Origin of the sequence: Kitasatospora sp. NPDC101235 (assembly GCF_044767505.1) — a bacterium.
GTDB lineage: Bacteria > Actinomycetota > Actinomycetes > Streptomycetales > Streptomycetaceae > Kitasatospora.
On sequence record NZ_JBIWNZ010000009.1, the window covers coordinates 36,914 to 60,338 of the forward strand.

20 protein-coding genes and 1 riboswitch are annotated in these 23,425 nt (G+C 73.5%); of the genes, 10 read left to right on the forward strand and 10 right to left on the reverse strand.

Annotation, left to right across the window (positions count from 1 at the left end):
* Positions 1-33 precede the first annotated feature (33 nt).
* Entirely contained in the window at positions 34-1,473 is a 1,440-nt protein-coding gene (purB, locus tag ACIRRH_RS17120) for an adenylosuccinate lyase (protein WP_403067490.1), read from the forward strand.
* A 7-nt stretch (positions 1,474-1,480) separates the two neighbouring features.
* On the opposite strand, the gene ACIRRH_RS17125 is transcribed toward purB, so the two are convergent.
* On the reverse strand, positions 1,481-3,022 hold the full coding sequence (locus ACIRRH_RS17125; protein WP_403067492.1) for an MFS transporter: 1,542 nt from the start codon (positions 3,020-3,022) through the stop codon (positions 1,481-1,483).
* A gap of 354 nt (positions 3,023-3,376) precedes the next feature.
* Positions 3,377-3,512, forward strand: a riboswitch (cyclic di-AMP (ydaO/yuaA leader).
* Positions 3,513-3,516: 4 nt separating this feature from the next.
* Between ACIRRH_RS17125 and ACIRRH_RS17130 the strand changes: the two genes are divergently transcribed.
* Positions 3,517-4,491: a peptidoglycan DD-metalloendopeptidase family protein gene (locus ACIRRH_RS17130; RefSeq protein WP_403067494.1), complete on the forward strand. Its 975-nt coding sequence runs from the start codon at positions 3,517-3,519 to the stop codon at positions 4,489-4,491.
* 218 nt (positions 4,492-4,709) lie between these two features.
* Here ACIRRH_RS17130 and ACIRRH_RS17135 read toward each other — a convergent pair whose 3' ends face one another.
* The 4 genes from ACIRRH_RS17135 to ACIRRH_RS17150 all read right to left on the reverse strand — a co-directional run bounded on the left by ACIRRH_RS17135 (position 4,710) and on the right by ACIRRH_RS17150 (position 7,936).
* Positions 4,710-5,429, reverse strand: coding sequence for a DUF2470 domain-containing protein (locus ACIRRH_RS17135; RefSeq protein ID WP_403067496.1), 720 nt, complete (start codon positions 5,427-5,429; stop codon positions 4,710-4,712).
* A gap of 129 nt (positions 5,430-5,558) precedes the next feature.
* On the reverse strand, positions 5,559-5,987 hold the full coding sequence (locus tag ACIRRH_RS17140) for a RidA family protein (RefSeq protein WP_403067498.1): 429 nt from the start codon (positions 5,985-5,987) through the stop codon (positions 5,559-5,561).
* 28 nt (positions 5,988-6,015) lie between these two features.
* Positions 6,016-6,765 carry an IclR family transcriptional regulator gene (locus ACIRRH_RS17145; protein ID WP_224283450.1) on the reverse strand — a complete coding sequence of 250 codons (750 nt, stop codon included), beginning with the start codon at positions 6,763-6,765 and terminating at the stop codon, positions 6,016-6,018.
* A 31-nt stretch (positions 6,766-6,796) separates the two neighbouring features.
* Entirely contained in the window at positions 6,797-7,936 is a 1,140-nt protein-coding gene (locus ACIRRH_RS17150; RefSeq protein ID WP_403067500.1) for a sugar kinase, read from the reverse strand.
* Positions 7,937-8,142: 206 nt separating this feature from the next.
* Between ACIRRH_RS17150 and ACIRRH_RS17155 the strand changes: the two genes are divergently transcribed.
* From ACIRRH_RS17155 to ACIRRH_RS17175, 5 genes are all read left to right on the forward strand, one after another.
* The gene (locus ACIRRH_RS17155; RefSeq protein ID WP_403067502.1) at positions 8,143-9,447 is read left to right on the forward strand and encodes an alanine racemase; all 1,305 of its coding nucleotides are present in this window, start codon (positions 8,143-8,145) and stop codon (positions 9,445-9,447) included.
* Positions 9,447-11,057, forward strand: a complete 1,611-nt coding sequence (locus tag ACIRRH_RS17160) for an amidohydrolase family protein (RefSeq protein ID WP_403067504.1) — start codon at positions 9,447-9,449, stop codon at positions 11,055-11,057. Before ACIRRH_RS17155 ends, ACIRRH_RS17160 begins: the two co-directional genes overlap by 1 nt.
* Positions 11,054-11,698, forward strand: coding sequence for a bifunctional 4-hydroxy-2-oxoglutarate aldolase/2-dehydro-3-deoxy-phosphogluconate aldolase (locus ACIRRH_RS17165; protein WP_403067506.1), 645 nt, complete (start codon positions 11,054-11,056; stop codon positions 11,696-11,698). The genes ACIRRH_RS17160 and ACIRRH_RS17165 overlap by 4 nt, the downstream gene beginning before the upstream one ends.
* 188 nt (positions 11,699-11,886) lie before the next feature.
* Positions 11,887-13,491, forward strand: a complete 1,605-nt coding sequence (locus ACIRRH_RS17170; RefSeq protein ID WP_403067508.1) for an alpha-amylase family glycosyl hydrolase — start codon at positions 11,887-11,889, stop codon at positions 13,489-13,491.
* 169 nt (positions 13,492-13,660) lie between these two features.
* Positions 13,661-14,713, forward strand: a complete 1,053-nt coding sequence (locus ACIRRH_RS17175) for a hypothetical protein (protein ID WP_403067510.1) — start codon at positions 13,661-13,663, stop codon at positions 14,711-14,713.
* 115 nt (positions 14,714-14,828) lie between these two features.
* Here ACIRRH_RS17175 and ACIRRH_RS17180 read toward each other — a convergent pair whose 3' ends face one another.
* The 3 genes from ACIRRH_RS17180 to ACIRRH_RS17190 are packed head-to-tail and all read right to left on the reverse strand — an operon-like array spanning position 14,829 to position 18,711.
* Positions 14,829-16,019: an acyl-CoA dehydrogenase family protein gene (locus ACIRRH_RS17180; RefSeq protein ID WP_403067512.1), complete on the reverse strand. Its 1,191-nt coding sequence runs from the start codon at positions 16,017-16,019 to the stop codon at positions 14,829-14,831.
* Entirely contained in the window at positions 16,016-17,191 is a 1,176-nt protein-coding gene (locus tag ACIRRH_RS17185; protein ID WP_403067514.1) for a CaiB/BaiF CoA transferase family protein, read from the reverse strand. Before ACIRRH_RS17185 ends, ACIRRH_RS17180 begins: the two co-directional genes overlap by 4 nt.
* Entirely contained in the window at positions 17,188-18,711 is a 1,524-nt protein-coding gene (locus ACIRRH_RS17190) for an APC family permease (RefSeq protein ID WP_403067516.1), read from the reverse strand. Before ACIRRH_RS17190 ends, ACIRRH_RS17185 begins: the two co-directional genes overlap by 4 nt.
* Before the next feature lie 185 nt (positions 18,712-18,896).
* Between ACIRRH_RS17190 and ACIRRH_RS17195 the strand changes: the two genes are divergently transcribed.
* A complete protein-coding gene (locus tag ACIRRH_RS17195) occupies positions 18,897-19,649 on the forward strand; it encodes an FCD domain-containing protein (protein ID WP_363393413.1) in 753 nt (250 codons plus the stop codon).
* A gap of 51 nt (positions 19,650-19,700) precedes the next feature.
* Positions 19,701-20,453: a hypothetical protein gene (locus ACIRRH_RS17200; protein WP_403067518.1), complete on the forward strand. Its 753-nt coding sequence runs from the start codon at positions 19,701-19,703 to the stop codon at positions 20,451-20,453.
* Positions 20,454-20,499: 46 nt separating this feature from the next.
* Here the strand turns inward: ACIRRH_RS17200 and ACIRRH_RS17205 are convergent, their stop codons facing one another.
* A complete protein-coding gene (locus ACIRRH_RS17205) occupies positions 20,500-21,234 on the reverse strand; it encodes a (2Fe-2S)-binding protein (protein WP_403067520.1) in 735 nt (244 codons plus the stop codon).
* A 160-nt stretch (positions 21,235-21,394) separates the two neighbouring features.
* Positions 21,395-21,961, reverse strand: coding sequence for a hypothetical protein (locus ACIRRH_RS17210; protein ID WP_403067522.1), 567 nt, complete (start codon positions 21,959-21,961; stop codon positions 21,395-21,397).
* Positions 21,962-22,118: 157 nt separating this feature from the next.
* On the opposite strand from ACIRRH_RS17210, the gene ACIRRH_RS17215 reads away from it, so the two are divergent.
* Positions 22,119-23,345 (forward strand): RNA-guided endonuclease InsQ/TnpB family protein, encoded by a 1,227-nt coding sequence (locus tag ACIRRH_RS17215; protein ID WP_403067524.1) that lies wholly within the window; start codon positions 22,119-22,121, stop codon positions 23,343-23,345.
* Positions 23,346-23,425: the final 80 nt, after the last annotated feature.

Genomic DNA, 23,425 nt, shown 5'->3' on the forward strand with positions numbered 1-23,425 from the left:
CGCCGACGCCCGGCGTGACCTCGGCTGTTACTCTTGCGAAGCGTGAGCGCGAAGCCCCAGATCCCCAATGTCCTGGCCTCCCGGTACGCCTCGGCGACCCTGGCCCAGCTGTGGTCCCCCGAGCACAAGGTGGTCCTTGAGCGCCACCTGTGGCTCGCCGTCCTGAAGGCCCAGCAGGACCTCGGCGTCGAGGTGCCGGTGAACGCCGTCGCCGACTACGAGCGAGTGATCGACCAGGTCGACCTCGGCTCGATCGCCGCCCGTGAGCGGGTCACCCGTCACGACGTGAAGGCCCGGATCGAGGAGTTCAGCGAGCTCGCCGGGCACGAGCAGATCCACAAGGGCATGACCTCCCGGGATCTGACCGAGAACGTCGAGCAGCTGCAGATCCGCCAGTCCCTCGAACACGTGCGGGACCGCACGGTGGCCGTGCTGGTGCGCCTGGCCAAGCTGGCCGCCCAGCACTCCGAGCTGGTCATGGCCGGCCGCTCGCACAACGTGGCCGCGCAGGCCACCACCCTGGGCAAGCGGTTCGCGTCGATCACCGACGAGCTGCTGGTCGCCTTCCGCCGTCTGGAGGAGCTGATCGCCCGCTACCCGCTGCGCGGGATCAAGGGCCCGGTCGGCACCGCCCAGGACATGCTGGACCTGCTCGGCGGTGACACCGGGAAGCTGGCCGAGCTGGAGCGCCGGGTCGCCGGGCACCTCGGCTTCGACCACGTGCTGACCAGCGTCGGCCAGGTCTACCCGCGCTCGCTGGACTTCGAGGTGCTCACCGCCCTCGTCCAGCTGGCCGCCGCGCCGTCCAGCCTGGCCAAGACCATCCGCCTGATGGCCGGCCACGAGCTGGTCACGGAGGGCTTCAAGGAGGGCCAGGTCGGCTCCTCCGCGATGCCCCACAAGATGAACACCCGCTCCTGCGAGCGCGTCAACGGTCTGGCCGTCATCCTGCGCGGCTACGCCTCGATGACCGGCGAGCTGGCCGGTGACCAGTGGAACGAGGGCGACGTCTCCTGCTCGGTGGTGCGCCGGGTCGCGCTGCCGGACGCGTTCTTCGCCTTCGACGGCCTGCTGGAGACCTTCCTCACCGTCCTCGACGAGTTCGGCGCCTTCCCCGCCGTGATCGAGGCCGAGCTGGACCGCTACCTGCCGTTCCTCGCCACCACCAAGGTGCTGATGGGCGCGGTGCGCGCGGGCGTCGGCCGGGAGACCGGGCACGAGGTCATCAAGGAGCACGCCGTCGCCTCCGCGCTGGCGATGCGCGCGGGCGCCCGGGAGAACGAGCTGCTGGACCGGCTGGCCGCCGACGAGCGGATCCCGCTGGACCGGGCCGCGCTGGACGCGCTGCTGGCCGACCGGCTGTCCTTCACCGGTGCGGCCGGTGCCCAGGTCGCCGAGGTGGTCCGCCAGGTGGAGGCCGTCGCGGCCGCCTACCCGGAGGCCGCCAAGTACGCGCCTGCCGACATTCTCTGACGTCTGGTCAGTTCTGAGTCGTGGGCCCTGCCGCCGGACCGGTGGCGGGGCCCTCGCGCGTCGTGGGGACGTGGCCCGGGTCGAACGGCGGGGTGGTGGTGCCGCACGGCCAGTCGCAGTTCGGCTCGGCCACCGCTTGCTCCTCGGGGGCGAGCACATTGCCCCGTACGGTCGCGAAGGCGATCAGCCCGCCGGCGACCAGCAGGCCCGCGCAGATCAGCATCGCGGTGTGGAAGGCGGAGTCGACCGAGGCGGGCACCCGGTAGGCGTCGCCGCTCAGCCCGGCCAGCGTCGGCAGGGCGGCCACCGCGAGCAGGCCGGCCGCGCGGGCGGCGGCGTTGTTGACCCCGCTGGCGATGCCCGCGTGCCGGACCTCGACGGCGGCCAGCACGGTCGCCGTCAGCGGTGCGACCAGCAGGGTCATTCCGCAGCCCAGCACCGTGACGGCGGGCAGCACGTCCACCCAGTACGAGGAGTCGGGGCCGATGCGCAGCATCAGCAGGACCCCGGCGGCGCACAGCACGGGACCGACGGTGAGCGGGATGCGCGGGCCGATCCGTTTGCCGAGTCGTCCGGCGCGCGCGGACAGCAGCAGCATCAGCACGGTGATCGGCACCAGCGCGAAGCCCGAGACCAGCGGTGAGAACCCGGACACGATCTGGAGCTGCACCACCAGCAGGAAGAAGACGCCGCTGAACGCCGCGTACACGCACAGGGTGACCAGGTTCACCGCGGTGAACAGCCGTGAGGAGAACAGCCCGAGCGGCAGCATCGGCTCGGGCGCGCGGCGCTCGACGGCCACGAAGGCGACGCCGAGCGCCACCCCGATCACCCCGCTGACCCAGACGGCGGGGGACAGGCCCTCGCCGGCCGCGGTCAGTGCGTAGGTGATCGCGCCGAGGGCGAGGGCGGCGAGCACGGCACCGAGCACGTCGAAGCGGCCGGAGGCGTCCTTGTCCCGGCTCTCCGGCACCGAGCGGGTGGTGACCGCGATGACGGCGGCGGCGAGCGGCAGGTTCAGCAGGAAGATCCAGCGCCAGCCGGGACCGTCCACCAGCCAGCCGCCGAGGAAGGGGCCGACCGCGGCCGACACCCCGCCGAAGCCGGACCAGAGGCCGACCGCCGTCGAGCGGTCGTCAGGGTGGAAGACCGCCTGGAGCATGGCGAGCGAGCCGGGGGTGAGCAGTGCCCCGCCGATGCCCTGGACGGCGCGGGCGGCGATCAGCACGTGGATGTCCGGTGCGACGGCGCAGGCCGCGGAGGCGACGGCGAACCAGACCACGCCGATCAGGAAGACCTTGCGCCGCCCGTACCGGTCGCCGAGCGCGCCGCCGAGCAGGATCAGGCCCGCCAGGGTGAGCAGATAGGCGTTCAGCGTCCATTGCAGGGACGCCAGGGAGGCGCCGAGGTCGGCGCCGATCCGGGGCAGGGCGACGTTCACCACGGTGCCGTCGAGCATCGCCATGCTGGAGCCGAGCACCGTCGCCAGTAGTACCCAGCGTCCCTGCGCGGTGCCCAGGCGCAGGGTGCCGGCCTCGGAGGTGGCCACGGGCGAATCCTGCGCTGCGGGGGCGCACGTGACAAGGGTCACCGGTGGGTGTGTTGGCCGAGGGCGGTGCGTGAACGGGCGGGTGCGCTGCGTCGCGGATCTCGGCGCAGGGTCGTGGATCAGTGGCGGGGGGTGAATGGGTTGTGTACGTACCGTGGGGTGCGGCCTGCGGAGTGTCACCGCGTCCGGGGGGATCGTTGCCGTTTCAAGAGATCGACATTGCTTCACCCGAACGGATGGGTTTTAGTTCAGCGACCGCCCGGCCAGTCCGGACGGATCCACCGGGTGGAACGCCGAGTCCTGCCGCTGCCCGGTGGTTCGAGACGAACTCTGTACGGCAGGAGTGGGGGACCCACAGGTAAGTCGCCGGACCGGAGTTCGCGCCTCAGGGCGCGGGTGTCCAGGACCGGCTCGGGGTGAAGCCGCGCATGCGGCCGGGCAACTCCAGCCCGAACCCGACAGCTCACCTCGCAGGCGTCGGAGAGGAAAACCCCATGCCTGCTCAGGCCCGTCGTATCGCCCTGCCCCGCGCTGCCCGCATCGGCATCGCCACCGCCGTCACCGGCGTCTCCTTCGTCCTCCCGCTCGTGACCGCGGTCAGCGCCCAGGCCCACATCGTTCCGGCCGCCCCGGTCGCGCAGGCCGCCGCCTCCACCGACGCCAAGCAGGCCGCTGATCCGGCCGCCCAGGCCGCGCAGGAGAGCTACCGCGTCGTCAGCGGCGACACCCTGTCCAAGATCGCCGACGCCAAGAACGTCGAGGGCGGCTGGCACGCGCTGTACGAGCAGAACCGCTCGGTCCTCGGTGCCAACCCGAACCTGATCTTCCCGGGTCAGCAGCTCGCGCTGCCGGGCCACGCCGCCGCGCCGTCCGCCGACGCTGCTCCGGCGAAGCCCGCCGCCCCGGCCAAGCCGGCGGCCCCGGCGACCCAGGCCGCCACGCCGCAGGCCCAGGTCCAGGTGAAGACCGAGGCCGCCAAGCCGTCCGCGCAGCTCCAGACCCAGCTGCAGGTCGCCACCCCGGCCCAGGTCGTGACCGCCACTCCGGTCGCCGCGGCCACCTCCGGCTTCGTCGCCCCGCTGGCCAGCCCGAAGCTGGGCACCGCCTACGGCGTGGCCGGTTCGATGTGGGCCTCCGGCCACCACACCGGCCAGGACTTCATCGCCTCCACCGGCACCCCGCTGCGCGCCGTCGCCAACGGTGTCGTGGTCAAGGCCGGCAACGGCGGCGCCTACGGCAACCAGGTCGAGATCAAGCTCGCCGACGGCCACTACGCCGAGTACGCGCACCTCTCCTCGATCGGTGTGAAGATCGGTCAGGCCGTCACCGTCGGCCAGCAGATCGGCCTCTCCGGCGCCACGGGCAACGTGACCGGCCCGCACCTGCACTTCGAGATCCGCAACGGCTCGGAGTACGGCTCGGACATCAACCCGGTCGCCTACCTGCGCGCGCACGGCGTCGCGCTCTGAGCCCGAGGCACTCCGACTTCGCGGGGCCCTGAGCCCCGAAGGTTTCAGGAACCACCGCTGCTGCGGGGCGAATCGATCCTCCGGGATGGTCATGTCGGGTGACCGCTCGACCGGGTGATCGCCGCACAGTGGACATGGGCGCGGGACACGCCCAGGCCGGCCCGGCTTCATGAGGACCTCCTCGTGGAGCCGGGCCGGCTGCTTCGTTCGAGCGGGAGTCAGTGCCGGTGGACCGGCAGGCCGTGCTGGGCGGCGGCCAGCAGCTCGTGCATCCGGTGGCCGAAGTCGTCGGTGTCCCGGGCCGGTTCGGGAAAGACCAGGCGGACGTCGCGGTGGCCGTGCGGGTGGTCCAGGCGCAGCACCAGGCCGTGGCGGTCCAGCGCGAGCGGGCGGACCTCCGGCTCGTGGGCGAGCACGGCCGGGTCGAGCAGCCGGGTGAGGACGTCGAGCGCCTCGGCGTGGTCGTCGGCGAGGTGGGTGAGCAGCGCGGCCTCGTGCCGGGCCAGCGGGTCGGGGGCGGCGAGGGCGAGGTCGTCGGCGGTGACCGCGCCGGTGCCGTACGGGGTGGCGAGGACGGCGTGGGCGACGTCCACCCGCAGGTGTACGCCGAGGCCGTCGTCGGCGAGGTGGGCCAGGTGCAGCCGGCCGGCCAGGGTGAGGCGGGCGCGGACCCGGTCGCGGACGGCGACGGGGGAGACGTCGGTGACGTCGATGACGACGGCGAGGCCGTCGGTGGCACCGGCGGCGGCCGCGGTGAGCGGATCGTCCAGGGCGGTGCGCAGCCGCAGCCGGGAGCCGTGCACGGAGACCGGGGTGTCCAGGTGGTGGTGCTCGCCCAGGGCGCGGACGGTGAGCGAGGAGGTCGTGCCGAGCAGGCTGTGGGTCCGTTCGGCGGTGGTGGGCTCGGGGACCTCGGTGTCGCCGGTGGGCAGGCTCATGGGCGGACCTCCAGTAAGTTAGGTGAGCCTAACCTAATGCGGGGGTGGGGGCGTGGCAAGCAGGCGTCCGGACGGGCGGAAGGGCCCGGACGCGCGAGTGGCGTCCGGGCCCTTCGGTGCGGCGGTGCGTCAGCCGATGACGGCCTGCGCGTCGATCTCGACCAGCATCGGCTCCTGCGGCAGCTCGACGAAGACGGTGGTGCGGCACGGCTTCACGCCGCCGGGCTTGATGTTCTCCTCGATGAACTCGGCGTAGACCTCGTTCATCAGGGGGAAGTCGGCGCGCTTGGTGAGGTAGACGCGGAACATCACCACGTCCTCGATGGTGGCGCCGCCGGCCTCGACGATGGCCTTGACGTTCTCCAGGGTGCGGCGGGTCTGCGCCTTCACGTCGCCGTGGTGCAGGTACTCGCCGGTGTCCGGGTCCTGCGGGCCCTGGCCGGAGACCTGGAGGATCGGGCCCTTGCGGACGCCCTGGGAGAACATCCAGGCGGGGGCGGGGGCGCCGTCGGTGCGGATCTCGGCCTTCTCGCCGGCCTGGGGATGCTCGGAGGACATGGGGCTCCTTGGTGTCTTCGACGGTTCGTCAGTTGTGGTCGGGGCGGCCGCAGTCGGCCGACACGGCGCGGGTGGTGGCGAGCAGCTGCGGGAGCAGGTCCAGCACCTGCTCGTAGGGCAGGACCACGTCGGGGACGGAGATCGACGCGGCGGCGACCACGCGGCCGCTGGCGTCCCGGACGGGCGCGGCCACACAGTTGATGAAGGCCTCGTGCTCGGCGTGGTCCTGTGCCCAGCCCTGGACGGCGACCTTCTCCAGCTCGGCGAGCAGCGCCTCGGGGGTGGTCAGGGTGCGTTCGGTGTGCGGGGTGAAGTCGATCCCGGCCACCACCCGGCGCCGTTCGGGCAGTGGCAGGTCGGCCAGCAGCACCTTGGAGACGGCGGCGCTGTGCAGGGCGGCGCGCAGGCCGATCCGGGAGTACATCCGCACCGGATGGCGGGAGTCGAACTTGTCGATGTAGACCACCTCGCCGCCCTCGTACGCGGCCAGGTGCACGGTCTGACCGGTCGTGGCGTTCAGCTCGGCCAGGTGCGGGGCGGCGATCCGGCGCACGCCGCGCTGCTCCAGGGCCAGGCCGGAGAGCGCGAAGAGGCCGGCGCCCAGGTGGTAGCGGTAGGTCGCGTCGCGATAGACGAATCGTTCCTCTTCGAGGCTCTGGAGCAGGCGGAGCACGGTGGTCTTGTGGACGCCGAGTACCTCGGCGAGCTGGTCGAGGGAGCGCTCGCCCTCGCCGAGCTCGGCGAGGATGCGCAGGGCGCGGGTGACGGTCTGACTCATCGTGCTCCGCTTCGAGGGCTGGGGTTCCTGCTCATTGTGCCCGGGCCCGGTCGGCGGACGGCGCCCGGTCGGCGGACGGGGCCCGGTCGGCCGGGCGTACGCGGCCGGTGGGCAGGGTCGGGCCGGTGATGCCCTCCGCGGTGACCCGGGTCGCGGCCCACTCGGCGGGGGAGGCGTCGAGCAGGGCGGCCACCACGGCGGCGTCCGGCAGCTCGGCCTGGTCGCCGTGGGCAGTCAGCGCGCAGGCGGCGCTCAGGTGGCCGAGCCGCAGCCGGCGCCGCTGGTCCAGGCCCCGGACGGTGCCGGCCAGGTAACCGGCCGCGAAGGCGTCGCCCGCGCCGGTGGCCTCGACCACCTCGACCGCAAGGGCCGGCTCGGTGACCGCCGTACCGTCCCGGTCCAGAGCGGTCACCTGCCTGGCGGCGTCCTTGACCACGACGGTGGCCGGGGCGGGGAAGCGGCGGCGCAGGGTGGCAGGGTCGCCGGTGCCGAAGGCGGCCTCGGCCTCGTCGGCGCCGAGCAGCAGCAGGTCGGCGGTGTCCAGCAGGGGTGGCAGCACGGCCGGGTCGCGGTCGCGCCAGAGCGAGGGGCGCCAGTTGAGGTCGAAGCTGACGAGCCGGTTCGGTCGGCGGTCGGTGAGCAGGGCGCGCAGCAGGGCCAGGCAGTCATCGGAGAGTGCGGCGGTGATGCCGGACAGGTGCAGCAGCCGGGCGCCGGACAGCAGTGCGGCGGCGGTCGGGTCGGCGAGCAGGTCGGGGGAGAGCGCGGCGGCCGCGGAGCCGCGCCGGTGGTAGTGCAGCCGGCTGCGGCCGGGGCCGAGGTCGTGGCGGTCGCCGGTGGTGCCGCCGACCTCCTTGAGGTAGAGGCCGGTCGGTCGGTGCGGGTCGACCGCGACCGCCGAGACGTCCACGCCGCGGGCGGCGACCTCGGCGAGCAGCCGGCGGCCGAAGCCGTCGTCGCCGACCCGGCTGATCCAGGCGGTCGGCACGCCGTGGGCGGCCAGTGCGCCCGCCACGTTGGACTCCGCGCCGCCGACGGAGAGCCGGAAGCTCTCCACCGATTCCAGCGGCCCCGGACGGTCCGGCAGCAGGACGGCCATCGACTCGCCCACGCACACGGCCGTCGGGGGAGGGCCGGGGCGGGTCGGGCCCTGGGTGTCCTGTCGCGGCATGTGTGGGGCTCCTCGTCTGCGGCCGTTCCGTCGAGAGCGGGCCCACCGGGTCGGCACCGTTGCGCATGAGCGTTTGCGCACGAGCCGACCCCGTTGACCGGGAGTCAGGTCCGTTGACCGTGATCCGGCGCCGATGCTAGAACCGTGTTGCCAGCATGTGCAACCCGCGTTGCACATGTTGCAACCTGTGCGGATGGAGGGACACGGTGGTGGAGCAGACCTTCGCAAGCAGTGGCACCGGGCCGGGCATCGCCCGCGGCGCGGTGGCCGCCCTGGCCGACGAGCCGCTCGACTGGCGGTTCAAAGCCGCTCCGCCGCAGTCGTGGGGCCGCAGCACCCGGGAGTGGCTCGCCACCGGCCCCACCCTCTCCTCGCTCGGCACCCCGCTGCTCACCCTCGACGGCGCCGCCCTCGAGCACAACGTCCGCACCATGGCCGACTGGTGTGCCAAGGCCGGCGTCGCGCTCGCCCCGCACGGCAAGACCACCATGGCGCCCGCCCTCTGGCAGGCACAGCTCGACGCCGGCAGCCACGGCATCACCCTCGCCAACCTGCCCCAGGTGCGGGTCGCCCGGGCCTTCGGGGTCCAGCGCATCCTGCTCGCCAACACCCTGCTCGACCCGGCCGGACTGGCCTGGCTCGCCGACGAACTCGCCGCCGACCCGGACTTCGCCTTCCTCTCCTGGGTCGACTCCACCGAGAGCGTGCGGCTGATGGACGAGGCGCTGCGCGCCGCCGGGGCCGAACGGCCGGTCGAGGTGCTGGTCGAACTCGGAGGCCCCGGCGGACGGACCGGCGCCCGCGGCGTGGACGCCGCCGTCGAGGTCGCCGCCGCCGTGCTGCGCGCCCCCACCCTGCGCCTGGCCGGCGTCGGCGGGTACGAGGGCGCGCTCGCGCACGACGCCTCGGCCGAGGCGCTGGCCTCCGTCCGCGGCTACCTTCGGGCGCTCGGTGACCTGCACGGCCGGCTGGCGGGCGCCTACCCGGACGGCACCCGGCCGGTGGTCTCGGCCGGCGGCAGCGCCTACTTCGACCTGGTGGCCGAGGAGCTGGCGAACCTGCCGGAGGCGTTCGTGGTGCTGCGCTCGGGTGCGTACATCGCCCACGACGACGGCTTCTACCGGGGCATCTCGCCGCTCGCCCGGGACGGCGGACAGACGCCGTTCCGGGGCGCGCTGCACGGCTGGGCCCGGGTGGTCTCCCGGCCCGAGCCGCAGCTCGCGCTGCTGGACGCGGGCAAGCGCGACCTGCCCTTCGACGAGGGCCTTCCCGAACCGCAACAGGTGCGCGGCGGAGCAGAGTTGACTGGAACGGCGGCCCGGATCACCGCGCTCAACGACCAGCACGCCTTCCTGCGCGACGCGGGCGACCTGGCGCCGATCGGCGCCGTGCTGCGGCTGGGGGTCTCGCACCCGTGCACGGCCTTCGACAAGTGGACGGCGATCCCGGTGCTGGACTGCGCGGACGCGGCCGAGCCGAAGGTCACCGGCCTGGTCAGGACGTTCTTCTGATGCCCGGGGAGAGAACGGTCTTCAAGGGCGCGACGGTCGTCGACGGCACGGGCGCGGAGCGCTACCGGGCGGACGTCCGGATCGCCGACGGCCTGATCGCCGAGATCGGTGAGGGCCTCGACGCGCCCGAGACGGTGGACGCCGACGGGCTGGTGCTGACCCCCGGCTTCATCGACATGCACGCCCACTCCGACCTCGCCCTGCTGCTCGAACCCGAGCACCCGGCCAAGGTCACCCAGGGCGTCACCTGTGAGGTCCTCGGCCAGGACGGCCTGTCCTACGCCCCGGTGGACGATGTCACGCTGCCCGCGCTGCGCCGCCAACTCGCGGGCTGGAACGGTGATCCGGGCGACTTCGACTGGGACTGGCGGGACGTCGCCGGCTACCTGGACCGGATCGACCGCAGCGGTGTCGCCGTCAACGCCTGCTACCTCGTCCCGCACGGCACGCTGCGGATGCTCGCCATGGGCTGGGCCAACCGTCCGCCCACCCCGGCCGAACTCGACCGGATGCGGCAGGTGCTGGCGAGGAGCCTGCTGGACGGCGCGGTCGGCATGTCCAGCGGCCTCAGCTACACCCCCGGGATGTACGCGGACACCGCCGAGCTGGTCGAGCTGTGCACCGTCGTCGCGGCCTACGGCGGCTTCCACGCGCCGCACCAGCGCTCGTACGGCGCGGGGGCGTTGGAGGGCTACGCGGAGATGGTGGAGATCTCCCGGCAGAGCGGCTGCGCGCTGCACCTGACCCACGCCACGATGAACTTCGGCGTCAACCGGGGCCGGGCCGGCGAGCTGCTGGAGCTTCTCGACCGGGCGCTCGCCGACGGCGTCGACCTCACCCTGGACAGCTACCCCTACCTGCCCGGCTCCACCACCCTGGCCGCCCTGCTGCCGAGTTGGGCCACCGAGGGCGGCCCGGCCGCGACGCTGGCGCGGCTCGCCGACCCCGCGCAGTGCGCGAAGATCCGGTACGAGGTGGAGGAGAAGGGCAGCGACGGCTGCCACGGCGTGGTCACCGACTGGGCGACGATCCAGATCTCGGGCGTCCGCTCGGCCCCGCTCGCCGGGACGGTCGGCCGCACCGTCGCCGAGCTGGCCGTCGAGGAGCAGCGGACCGGCACCGAGGTGTTCCTGGACCTGCTGCGCCGGGACGAGCTGGCCACCACGATCCTCCAGCACGTGGGGCACGAGGAGAACGTCCGGGCGATCATGCGCCACCGCGCGCACACCGTCGGCAGTGACGGACTGCTGGTCGGCGCCCGGCCGCACCCGCGGGCCTGGGGCACCTTCCCGCGCTACCTCGGGCACTACAGCCGGGAGTTGGGTGTGCTGACGCTGGAGGAGACGATCGCCCGGATGACCGGCCGCCCCGCCGCCCGGCTGGGGCTGGACCGGCGCGGCCGGATCGCCCCCGGCCACCACGCCGACCTGGTGCTCCTCGACCCCGAGAAGGTCCGGGACGCCGCCACCTTCGAGCACCCCCGGCTGCCCGCCGAGGGCATCGAGTACGTGTACGTCAACGGCACCGCCGTCGTCCGGCAGGGTCGCACCACCGGCGCCCGGCCCGGGCGCGCCCTGCGTCGAACCGACCGAGGGACCCTGGCCCCATGACCGAGCTCTCCGCCACGACCGACCTCTCCGTCCTGCGCGACGAACCGGTGATCGCGGTGGTCCGCGCCCCCCGGATCCCGGACGCCGCCGCGCTCTGCGCCGCACTCGCCGAGGGCGGCATCAACCTGACCGAATTCACCTACACCACACCCGATGTGACGGGACATCTGCTCAAGGCCTCGAAGTCCGGCCGGCGGGTCGGGGTCGGGACGGTGCTGACCGCCGAGCAGGCGCGGCGCGCAGTCGAGGCGGGGGCCTCCTTCCTGGTCACCCCCGGCTGCCGTCCCGAGGTCGCCGAGGCGGCGGCCGCCGACGGGGTGCCGGTGGTGCTCGGGGCGCTCACCCCGACCGAGGTGGCACACGCGGTGGACCTCGGCGCCGCCGCCGTCAAGATCTTCCCGGCCCGGGCGTTCGGCCCCGGCTACTTCAAGGACCTGCGCGGCCCGTACCCCGACGTGCCGCTGGTGGCCTCCGGCGGGGTGAACGCGGGCAACGCCGCCGAGTTCCTGGCGCACGGTGCGCTCGCGGTCTGCGCGGGGACGGACGTGGTGCCGCCGGACGTGGTCGCGGCGGGGGACTGGGCGGAGATCACCCGGCGGGCCCGGGTGTTCACGGCGGCCTGTGCGGCGCCGACCGCGTAGGGACCTGCGCTGCGGCGCCGCGGGTGCGGGCTCCGTGAAGAACGCGGCGGCGGGGCGAGGTGGGCTGTCGGGACGGCCGGGATTGGACGAGAATCGGGGGCATCCGGCTCGGCCCCGGCCGAGCCCGTCCCGGCTCAGCCCCGCCCGGCCGGGCCCGGGCCTGTGGACCCCGGCAGGAGGAACCGCCCATGACCTCGACCCGCCCCGGCCCCGACTGGCTCGCCGACGCCGTGCTGTACCAGATCTACCCGCAGACCTTCGCCGACTCCGACGGCGACGGCATCGGCGACTTCGCCGGCATCGCCGAGCACCTGGACCACCTCGCCTGGCTCGGCGTCGACACCGTCTGGCTCAACCCCTGCTTCGCCTCGCCGTTCCGCGACGCCGGGTACGACGTCACCGACTACCTCACCCCCGCCCCGCGCTACGGCAGCACCGGGGACCTCGCAGTCCTGGTCGAGGCCGCCCGCCGCAAGGGCATCCGGGTCCTGCTGGACCTGGTGGCCGGGCACACCTCCGACCGCCACCCCTGGTTCCTGGCCTCCGCCGAGGACCCGTCCGACCACCGGTACATCTGGTCCGACCGCGCGGTGGACGGCTTCGTCGCCTCGCCCGGCAACCGCCCCGGCTGGTACCGGCCGAACTTCTTCGACTTCCAGCCGGCGCTCAACTTCGGCTACGCGCGCGGCAGTTCGGAGGAGCCATGGCGGCAGGCGGTGGACGCGGAGGGCCCGCGCGCCAACCGGGCGGCACTGCGCGCGATCATGGCGCACTGGCTCGGCCTCGGGGTGTCCGGCTTCCGGGTGGACATGGCGTACTCGCTGGTCAAGGACGACCCGGGCAAGGTGGAGACCGCCAAGCTCTGGACCGAGCTGCGCGACTGGCTGGACCGCACCCACCCCGAGGCCGTCCTGCTCGCCGAGTGGGGCGACCCGGCGGCGGCCGTCGCGGCCGGCTTCCACGCCGACTTCTTCCTGCACTTCGGAGGCGAGGACGACGGCCTTGCGCTGCGCTCACTCTGGAACAACAACGGCGGGACGGTCGAGGAGTTCTGGCACCAGGAGGCCTGCTACTTCGAGGCCGAGGGCCGGGGCGCCCCGCAGCCCTTCCTGGACGCCTGGCGCTCCGCCGCCGAACTCACCGAGGGCAGCGGGCACATCGTGCTGCCCACTGCCAACCACGACTTCTCCCGCCTGGCCACCGGCCCGCGCACCGCGGAGCAACTCGCCCCCGCCTTCGCCTTCCTGCTCACCTGGCCGACCCTCCCGGCCGTCTACTACGGCGACGAGATCGGCATGCGCTACCTGCCGGGCCTGCCCGACACCGAGGGCAGCGTGCTCGGCCCGCGGTTCAACCGGGCCGGCTCGCGCACCCCGATGCAGTGGACGCCCGGGCCCACCGCCGGCTTCTCCGGCGCCCCGCCCGAGCGGCTGTACCTGCCGGTGGACCCGGACCCGCACCGCCCGGACGTGCTCTCCCAGCGCGCCGACCCGACCTCGCTGCTGCACACCGTCCGGCGGCTGATCGCGCTGCGCCGGGCGCACCCCGGGCTGGGCGCGGTCGGCGAGGTGGAGGTCCGGAACGCCGGCTACCCGCTGGTGTACACCCGGGCCGGGCGGTACCTGGTGGCGGTCAACCCGCGTCGGGAGCCGGCGGTCGTACGGCTCGCGGGCCTGCCGGAGGGTGTCCGGCGGGCGCAGGGCGTCCGGCCGCTGGAGGCACAGGGCGTGCGGGTGGCGGACGGGGAGCTGCGGGCGGACGGGTTCTCGTACGGGGTGTTCGAGCTGGGCTGACGGCCGGTCCGGTCGAAGCCGGGCCGCCGGCCGGTGGGGCCCGGCTTTCGATCGGTGTCGGATAGTTGTAAGCTACATCGATAGAAGGTTGCATTCACCATCCATATTGGTTGCATTTCCCACCTTCTTTGATCATGGAGAGACACCACCGGAGGACGGTACGAACACCATGAGCACACCCCGGAACCCCGCCGCGGCGCCCACCCTGGGGCACTCGCTCAAGCACCTGGCCGCCCACCTGATCACCCCGCTGCTGATGTGCCTGGGCATGGCGCTCGCCTACCAGGGCGCGTTCCACCAGCCCGAGCCGCACCACCTCAAGGTGGCCGTGGTCGGCACCACGCCGCAGGCGCAGCGCCTGGCGCAGGCGATCCAGGGCAAGGCTGGCGACGCGCTCGACGTCCGCACCGTGGACGACCGGGCCGCCGCCGAGCAGCAGCTGCGTGACCGGGACCTCGTGGGCGCCTTCGTTCCGGACGCCAGGAGCCCCGAGCTGATCGTCGCCAAGGGGAACTCGGACACCTCGGTGGTGGCCGCCACGGCGGTGTTCACCAACGTCACCGACCGACAGGGCGTGCCGCTGCACGTCACCGACCTGACCACCCCGGCCGAGGGCGACCCGACCGGGCAGGGCCTGTTCTTCCTTCTGGTCGCGCTGAGCATCGGCTCCTACGCCAGCGTCGCGGCGATCGGTGCCGCCGGCGCGGCGCTGAGCCTGAAGGTGCGGGCGCTGGCCGGGGTGGCGGTCTCGCTGGTGGTCAGCGTGATCGGGATCGTCACCGCCGGGCCGGTCTTCCACGTGGTCGACCACGACCACGCCGCGATCTGGGCGCTCGGCTGGCTCTACTCGGCGGGCATCGTGCTGATCGGCATCGGCCTGCACAGCTTCCTGAAGAAGTGGACCACGCTGGCCCTGATGGTGCTGTTCGTGATGCTGAACTTCACCTCCTCCGGGGGGATCTACCGGCCCGAGCTGCAGAACGGGTTCTTCGGCGGCCTGCACGGCTTCTGGACCGGCGCCGGCTTCCTGGAGGGCGCGCGCAGCGTCATGTACTTCGACGGCGGCGCGGGCCTCGGCGGGCACGTCGTGACCCTGCTGGTCTGGCTGCTGCTCGGCGGGGCGGCCCTGGTGGCCGCGGCGGTGTACGAGGGCCGCGGGCGTCGCCCGGTGGAGACGCCGCGGGAGGCCGAGGAGGAGATGGAGGAGGCGGTCGCGGTCTGACCGCACCCCTCGGAGAGGCTCCACCCGGTGCCACGGGCATCGGCACCGGGTTGGGGAACGGAGGGCCCGCGCCCGGCTCTGGACAAGCCGGACGCGGGCCTCGGCGCGTGCCGTCCTACCGGTACGCCGCCTGCCCGGTGAGCGCCTGGCCGACCACCAGCGTGTGGATCTCGCTGGTGCCCTCGTAGGTCAGCACCGACTCCAGGTTGTTGGCGTGCCGGATCGGCGAGTACTCCAGCGAGATGCCGTTGGCCCCGAGGACGGTGCGGCACTCGCGGGCGATCGCCAGCGCCTCGCGCACGTTGTTGAGCTTGCCGACGCTGACCTGCTCGGGGCGCAGCCGCCCGCCGTCCTTGAGCCGGCCGAGGTGGACGGCCAGCAGCGCGGAGTTGCCGAGCGCGAGCGCCATGTCGGCGAACTTGCGCTGGGTCAGCTGGAAACCGCTGATCGGCCGGTCGAACTGGATTCGCGCGTCCGCGTACCGCAGGGCCGCCTGGAGCGAGTCCCGGGCGGCGCCGACCGCGCCGAACAGGATGCCGAACCGCGCCTCGTTCAGGCAGGACAGCGGCCCGCGCAGCCCCTTCGCCCCCGGCAGCTGCGCCTCGGCGGGCAGCCGGACGCCGTCCAGGTGCAGCTCGGAGGTGACCGAGGCGCGCAGCGACAGCTTCTGCCGGATGTCGTGGGTGGTGAAGCCGGGCGTGCCGCGCGGCACCAGGAAGCCGCGCACGCCGTCCTCGGTGTTCGCCCAGACGGTGGCGACGTCCGCGATGCCGCCGTTGGTGATCCACGTCTTGGTGCCGTCGAGGATCCAGTCCGAGCCGTCGCGCACCGCGCGGGTGCGCATCCCGGCCGGGTTGCTGCCGAAGTCCGGCTCGGTGAGCCCGAAGCAGCCGATCGCGGTTCCGGCGGCGAGCCTCGGCAGCCACTCCTGCCTCTGCTCCTTTGAGCCCCACCGGTGGATCGAGTACATCGAGAGCGAGCCCTGGACCGAGACGAAGCTGCGGAAGCCGGAGTCGGCGGCCTCCAGCTCGAGGCAGGCCAGGCCGTAGGAGACGGCGTTGGTGCCGGCGCAGCCGTAGCCCTCCAGGTGCATCCCGAGCAGGCCCAAGGCGCCGAGTTCGGGGGCGAGTTCGCGGGCGAAGTGGGCGCTGTCGAACCACTCGGGCAGGTGCGGGCGGACCCGGTCGGCGAGGAACCTGGCGACGGTGGCCTGGATCTCGCGCTCCTCGTCGGTGAGGAGGGTGGCGAAGTCGATCAGGTCGAGCGGGTCGGACATGGCGGTGCCGGTGCTCTGCGGGGTGCTCATGGGTGGTCCTCGGGGTCCTTGTCGTACGGGGCGTCCAGCCAGGCGGTCAGTTCGGCGGTGTGCTCGCCGAGCCGGGGCGGGGGCAGGTGGTAGCGGGGCGGGGTGCGGGAGAGGCCGATCGGGTTGGCGACCAGGTCCAGCGGGCGGCCGTCCGGGCCGGGCAGTGGCGCCCGGGGGTGCAGGCCGAGCGAGTCGGCGAGGCCGAAGGCCTCGGCCAGGTCGTTGACCGGACCGCAGGGCACGCCGAGCGGGGTGAGCACCGCGAACCACTCGGCGGCGGTGCGGCGTTCGAGCCGGGCGGTGAGCTCGCGGGCCAGCGCGGTCACGTGCGCGACCCGGTCGGAGTTGGTGGCGAAGCGCGGGTCGCCGGCCAGCTCGGGGGCGCCCACGCCCCGGCAGAGCGCGGCGAACTGCCGGTCATTGCCGACCGCGAGGACCAGCGGGCGGTCGGCGGCGGTGAACACCTCGTACGGGGCGATGGACGGGTGGCGGTTGCCGAGGATGCCCGGTACGGCCCCGGCCAGGGTGTAGCCGGCGGATTGGTTGACCAGGCCGGAGAGCAGCGTGGAGAGCAGGTTCAGCTCCACCAGCTGGCCCCGGCCGGTGGCCTCCCGCTCGCGCAGCGCGGCCAGTACGCCGACCGCCGCGTGCAGCCCGGTCAGCACGTCCACCAGCGCGACGCCGGTCTTCACCGGTTCGCCGGGGGCCGGGCCGGTCACCGACATCAGGCCGCCGACGGCCTGTACCAGCAGGTCGTAGCCGGGCAGTTCGGCGCCCCGGCCGGAGCCGAAGCCGGTGATCGAGCAGTAGACCAGCCGCGGGTTGAGGGCCTGGGCGCGGTCCGGGCCCAGGCCGTGGCGGGCCATCGTGCCGGGGCGGAAGTTCTCCACCAGCACGTCGGCGCGGCGGACGAGTTCGACGGCGCGGGCGTGGTCGGCCGGGTCGCGAAGATCGAGGGTGAGGGAGCGCTTGTTGCGATTGACGGAGAGGAAGTAGGTGGCTTCGCCCTGGGCGTACGGCGGGCCCCAGGCGCGGGTGTCGTCGCCGGTGCCGGGCTGCTCGACCTTGACCACGTCGGCGCCGAGGTCGGCCAGCAGCATGGTCAGGTAGGGCGCGGCGAGGACCCGGCCGAAGTCGGCGACCAGGACGCCGTCCAGCGGGAGCCCGGTCATGCCCGTTCCCCGGTCGCCTCGGCCACGGTCGCCTCGGCCACGGTGGTCGCGTCGCCCGAGGGGGCGTCGCCGCGCAGGTGCGGGCGGGCCAGCAGGAGGTAGAGGCCGCCGGCCGCGAGCACCACCACCGCGGAGAGCAGCACCAGGTAGTTGTCGTACCAGGCGGCGTCCGGGGTGCGGCCCCAGCAGATGTTGACGATCGCGGCGACGCCGTAGACCAGCGCGCCGGTGTTCACCGCCAGGCCCCAGCGGCCGAGCCGGAAGTCCCCGCTCGGGCGCCAGCCGCGCAGCCGGGCCCGCAGGGCGGCCAGCACCACCATCTGGAAGGCCAGGTAGATGCCGATGCTGGAGAAGGAGATGATCTTCGTGAGGGCGCCCTCGGAGAGCGCCGAGGCGCCCACGATGATCACGCCGGGCAGCGCCGCGGCGAGCAGCAGCGCGTACGGCGGCACCCACAGCCGGTCCGAGACGGTGGCCAGCAGCCGGCTGCCCGCGATCATCCGGTCCCGGGCGAAGGAGTACGCGAGCCGGCTCGCCGCCGCCTGGAGGCTCAGCACGCAGGACAGGAAGGAGATCAGCACCACGCCGATCACCACCCGGGCGCCGGCCGCGCCGAAGGCGTCGTGCAGCACCTTGGCCACCGGGTCCCTGTCGTCGCCGGAGACCACCGCGCCGATGTCCTGGATCGACATCACCAGGGCCAGGCTGACCCCGATCGCCGCCGCGCCGCCGACGTAGATGGTGCGCCGCATCGATTTGGGGATCTGCCGGCCCGGGTCGGGCACCTCCTCGGCGACGTCGCCGCAGGCCTCGAAGCCGAAGAACAGGAAGACCGCGATCAGCCCGGCGGCCAGGAAGGCGTCGGTGTAGTCGCCGTCGCCGCCCGCGCCGAACCGGTCGAAGAGCACGCCGAGGCCGTGGTAGCGGTGCGTCAGCAGCAGCCAGGCGCCGACCGCCAGGGCGCCGAGCAGCTCGGCGGCGAAGCCGAACACGGCCGCCGCCGACAGCACCCGGGTGCCGCCGAGGTTGATCACGGTGGCGAGCGCCAGCAGGCCGAGGGCGCACCAGACGGTCGTCGCGGTGCTCGGCTCGACGCCCAGCAGGGCGGCCACGTACGGGCCCGCGCCGTAGGAGACGGCCGCGATGGTGGACATCAGCGCCAGCAGGTAGACCCAGCCGGTCATCCAGCCCCAGGTGCGGCCCCAGAGCCGGCGCGCCCACGGGTACACCCCGCCGGCCACCGGGAACTGGGCGACCACCTCGCTGAACACCAGGGCCACCAGCAGCTGGCCGAGGCCCGCGATCAGGAAGCTCCAGACCATCGGCGGTCCGGCGGTCTGGAGCGAGGAGGCGAAGAGTGTGTACACGCCAACGACGGGGGAGAGATAGGTGAAGCCGAGCGAGAAGTTCGCCCAGGGGCTCATGTCGCGCTTGAACTCGGAGGTGTAGCCGAGGGCGGCCAGCCGCTCGGTGTCCGGGTCTTGGAAGTGGACGGTGGCACGTGCACTGGCATCGGTCATGACCTGCTCCTGGGAACGTGTCGTGATGCGTGGGGAGCGCTGCGGGGTGATGCTCGGGCCGAGGTTGCGGGAAAACATACGAGATTGAGTTTCTAGCGGCAAGAGTGCGCGCTCGACCGGGAGGTACCCTGCGGGAAACATCCGGCCGGACGGTGATCCGGCGACGGCGATCGAGGAGGGGCACCGTGACGACCATCGGCAGTGCGACCCCGCTGCTCAGCGCCGTCCTCGCGCCGCTCGCCGACCTCGGGCGCGCCGACGCGGTGGCCCGCCGGATCACCGAGGCGATCGCCCTCGGACTGGTCGCCGACGGGGACCAGCTGCCCAGCGAGAACGACCTGGCCGACCAGCTCGGCGTCGCCAACGGCACCGTCCGCGAGGCCCTCGCACTGCTCCGGGAGGCCGGGCTGATCGAGACCCGGCGCGGCCGCAACGGCGGCAGCTTCGTCCGCACCCCCGCCGAGGGCTCCGAACACCTCCAGCTCGCCCGGCTGCGCGACCTCGCCACCGTCGACCTGCGCGACCTCGGCGACGAGGAACTGGCCGTCTTCGGCACCGCCGCCCGGCTCGCCGCCGAACGCGCCCCGGCCGACCTCGGACCCCGGCTCACCCGGCTGGTGCACGACCTGCGCGACGCCGCCGGGCCCGCCGAGCAGCGCCGTGCCGACGCCCGCTTCCACATCGAACTCGCCGTCGCCGCGCAGTCGGTGCGGCTCACCCAGCTCGCCGTCCGGCTCCAGGCCGAACTCGGCCCGCTGCTCTGGCTGCCCGCCCCGCACGGGCCGGACCAGGAGCGCTTCGCCGAGCAGCACCGGGAGATCCTGGTCGCCGTGCTGGCCGGCGACGCGGCCGGCGCCCGGGCCGCCGCCGAGGCGCATGCGGTGGCCTGCGTGCACCATCTGGTGCGGCGGCACCTGGAGTTGGCGGACGACGGCTGAGCCGGGGCCGTGCCGCCGTTCCCGGAACCCTCCCTCGCCGCCGGAGCCGTCATGACCAGCGCGTCCAGCCTCACCCTGCCCGTTGCTCGCGAGCCGGCCGCCGTCGAGCGGTGCGCCCGGCACCTCGCCGTCGCCGTCGACTCGGTGCTCGCCGAACTGGACGGCCTGCGGGCGGCTGCGGCCGGCTGCTGGACCCGGGCGGCCGCCGAGGGACGCCGGCCCGCCGCCGCCGAACTCGCCGTGGTGCACGGAGCGGTGGGTGAGCTACTGGCGCGGCCCGGCTCGCTCTGGTTCGGCTGTGGAGCGGTCGTGGCGCCCGGTGCGCTCGCCGACGCCGACCTGCACGTGGAGTGGTGGTGCCGCGGCGCGCGGGGAACGGGGGAGCGGCGGCTGCGGCTCGCGCTCGACCCGGCGGATGCCGAGTTCTACGACTACCGGGTGCTGCCCTGGTTCGCCCGGCCCCGGGACGAGGGTCGGGCCGCGGTGGCCGGGCCGCAGGTCGACCTGCTCTGTGCCGACCGGTACGTGCTGTGCTGCGCCCGGCCGGTGGTCGTCCCGGGCGCGGGCTTCGTCGGGGTGGCGGCCGGGGACGTCCCGCTGGCCGCGCTGGAGCGGCTGCTGGTGCCGCCGCTGCGGGCGCTGCCCGGCGAGGCGGCGCTGCTCGACGCCGAGGGGCGGGTCCTGGCCGCCACCACCCCGGCCCTGCCGGTGGGTTCGCTGGCGCGCGGGCTGCTCGTGGACCCGGCGGCCGAGCGGGCCGGGGTGCCGTCGGCGGCGGTGGACTGGACGGTGGTGCGCGGCTGACGGGGGCGGCGGGCGGCGGCCAATATGACCTTCATTTATGAAGGTATTAGTCGTTCCGCTTCCCGCGGCCGGGCGGTGTGCTGAAGCAGCAGTCCCCGCAGAGCCCGGCACCCGGCCCCGCCCGGTAGTAGAGGCAGCAGCTGTTGCGCCGGAACGCCGTGCCGCTCGGCCCGGTGCGCAGGGTGCCCGATCCGGCCAGCGGTGGACGGTCCAGCAGCTCCGCGGCCAACGCCCGTGCGGCGCCCGGCGCATGGGCGTCCAGCACCCGCAGCGTCCCGGCCAGCGCGGACGCGGCGTTGCCGAGCAGCAGGCGCGGGGAGAGCGGGGCGACGGCCCGGACGGCCGCCGCCAGCCGCTCCAACCAGCCGAGCAGGACGGCTTCGTGGAGCTGGTCGGCGAGCGTTCCGGCGGCCGGCCGGGCGGGCTCCGGGGGCGTCCACAGATCGAGCGGGCCCTGGTCCGGGATCCGCATCCAGGCGTGCTCCAGGGTCGGGACCGTCCCCAGCAGGACGGCCGAGCCCAATCCCACCGACCAGAAGCGGGCGGCCAGTCCCAGGTGCAGGATCGAGGCGGCGACCCGGGGCTCGTCGGTGCCGAGCCGCCGCGCCACCACCCGCAGCCGCGCCGCCAACGGCGCGTCCGGCCCGGTGCCGTACAGCTCGGCCAGCGGTCGGAAGCCCGCAGGCGGTGGCCCGGCCGGCGAGGTGTCCAGCGCGAAGTACGGCCCGACCGCGCCGAGCCGGGCGTAGTCGGGCGGCTGCCGGTCCAGCGCGGGGTTCAACGACCGTCCCCTGTTCGGTCGTTGAACCCCGCGCCCGCCAGTGGCGGGATGGTCGGACGGTTCGGGGACAACGGGGCCTCCAGGTCTCCGGGTGTTCGCGCGGCGGTGCGCAGCCCCGCTCGTTGCCCGAGAGGCCCTGGCAGGCCCGGTCGGCCGGGTCTCAGCTGCGCACGGAGAAGTCACCACTGGTCGTGCGGATGAACGGTACCGTGCCCTGGCAGTCCGACACCGGCTGGCCGAACACGCCCCAGACCCAGCCCATCCGGTCCCCGCGCCGCCCGTTGTCCTCCACCGAGAGCGAGACCTTCTGGCCGACCAGCTCCAGCCCCGGGAACCAGGGCGCCTCGCCCTTGGTGATCACCCCGGTGGCGATCGCCTCCCGGCCGCCGACGGCCAGGCAGGTGATGTCCCCCTCGAAGTCGGCGACCAGCCGGCCGTCGGTGCGCACGTGGCGGACGTGGAAGTGGCCTGCGGTGCTGCGCGGGTCGGTGTTGATGGCGGCGCGGGCGTCCACCGAGATCTGCACCGGGTCGCCTTCGAAGCCGTGGAACGAGGTGGTGAGGACGGTGTTGCCGGTGCCGCGCACGCTGACCGGTCCGAAGTCGGGTGCCGCGGCGGCCGGTTGTGCGGTGGGGGCCGGTGCGGCGACGGCGGCCGGTGCGGCGGTGGCGGCCGTCGCGGCCAGGAGGAGGAGCGAGACTGCGGCGGTGGCGAGGCGGCGGTTCATCTGAAGCCTCCAAGGGGACCCCGGTCTTTGGGCCGGGGAGGAATTGGATTGCCCGCGTGGCGGGGCAGGGATGGGCAGACCGCTGTCAAGGCGGCTGCCGCCTGTGCAGGTGACTGCGTGTCATGTAGTCACAAGAAGTGGTGTTAGCGTGTAATCCATGACGACCATCCACGTGAAGCGGGCGTTCAAGTTCCGCTTCTATCCGACCGATGCGCAGGCGGCTGAGCTGTCGCGCACGTTCGGGTGCGTGCGGAAGGTCTACAACCTGGCGTTGCAGGCCCGCACGGAGGCGTGGACGCTGCGCCAGGAGCGGGTCAACTACAACGCCACCTCCGCGATGCTGACGGCGTGGAAGAAGACCGAGGAGCTTGCCTACCTGGGCGAGGTGTCGTCGGTTCCGTTGCAGCAGGCACTGAGGCACCTCCAGGGGGCGTTCTCGAACTTCTGGCAGAAGCGGGCGAAGTACCCGACGTTCAAGTCCCGGAAGAAATCCCGCAAGTCCGCCGAGTACACCAGCTCGGCGTTCCGGTTCCGGGACGGCAGGCTCACCCTGGCGAAGATGGCGGAGCCGCTGGCCATCGTGTGGTCGAGGCAGCTGCCGGAAGGCGCGACACCGTCCACGGTGACGGTGTCGCAGGACAGTGCGGGGCGTTGGTTCGTCTCCCTGCTGTGCGAAGACCGCCCCACCATGCCGGACGCCCCGGGTGGTTCCGCCGTGGGTATCGACGCAGGTGTCACCAGCCTGGTGACGCTCTCCACCGGAGAGAAGATCACCAACCCCCGGCACGAGCGCAAGGACCGGGAACGCCTCGCCAGGGCCCAGCGGAACCTTGCCCGCAAGGTCAAGGGCGAGGGCGCCAACCGGACCAAGGCCCGTATCAAGGTCGGCCGGGTTCACGCGCGGATCGCCGACCGGCGCAGGGACTTCCTGCACAAGCTCACCACTCGACTCGTCCGCGATAACCAAGTGGTCGTGATCGAGGATCTGACCGTCCGGAACATGCTCAGGAACCGGCGACTGTCCCGCGCCATCGCCGACGCCTCGTGGTCGGAGATGCGCAGCATGTTGGAGTACAAGTGCGAATGGTATGGCAGGGATCTGGTGGTCGTGGACCGCTGGTTCCCCTCGTCCAAGCTGTGCTCCACCTGCGGCACCCTGCGAAGCAGGATGCCGCTCAACGTCCGCGAATGGACGTGTGACTGCGGAACGACCCACGACCGGGACGTGAACGCGGCGAAGAACATCCTGGCCGCCGGGCTGGCGGTTGCAGCCTGTGGAGACGGTGTAAGACCTCAACGGAGCACTCCGGGCGGGCGGTCGTCGGTGAAGCAGGAAGTCGTCCCACCGCGGCGCTCGCGCGCAGCGGCTCAGCCGCGAGGCTGAGGGGAATCCCCCTCGTTTACGAGGGGGAGGAAGTCAAGGCGGTTCGTTCTCCTTCGGCGCGGTCGTTCCGACGCCATCGA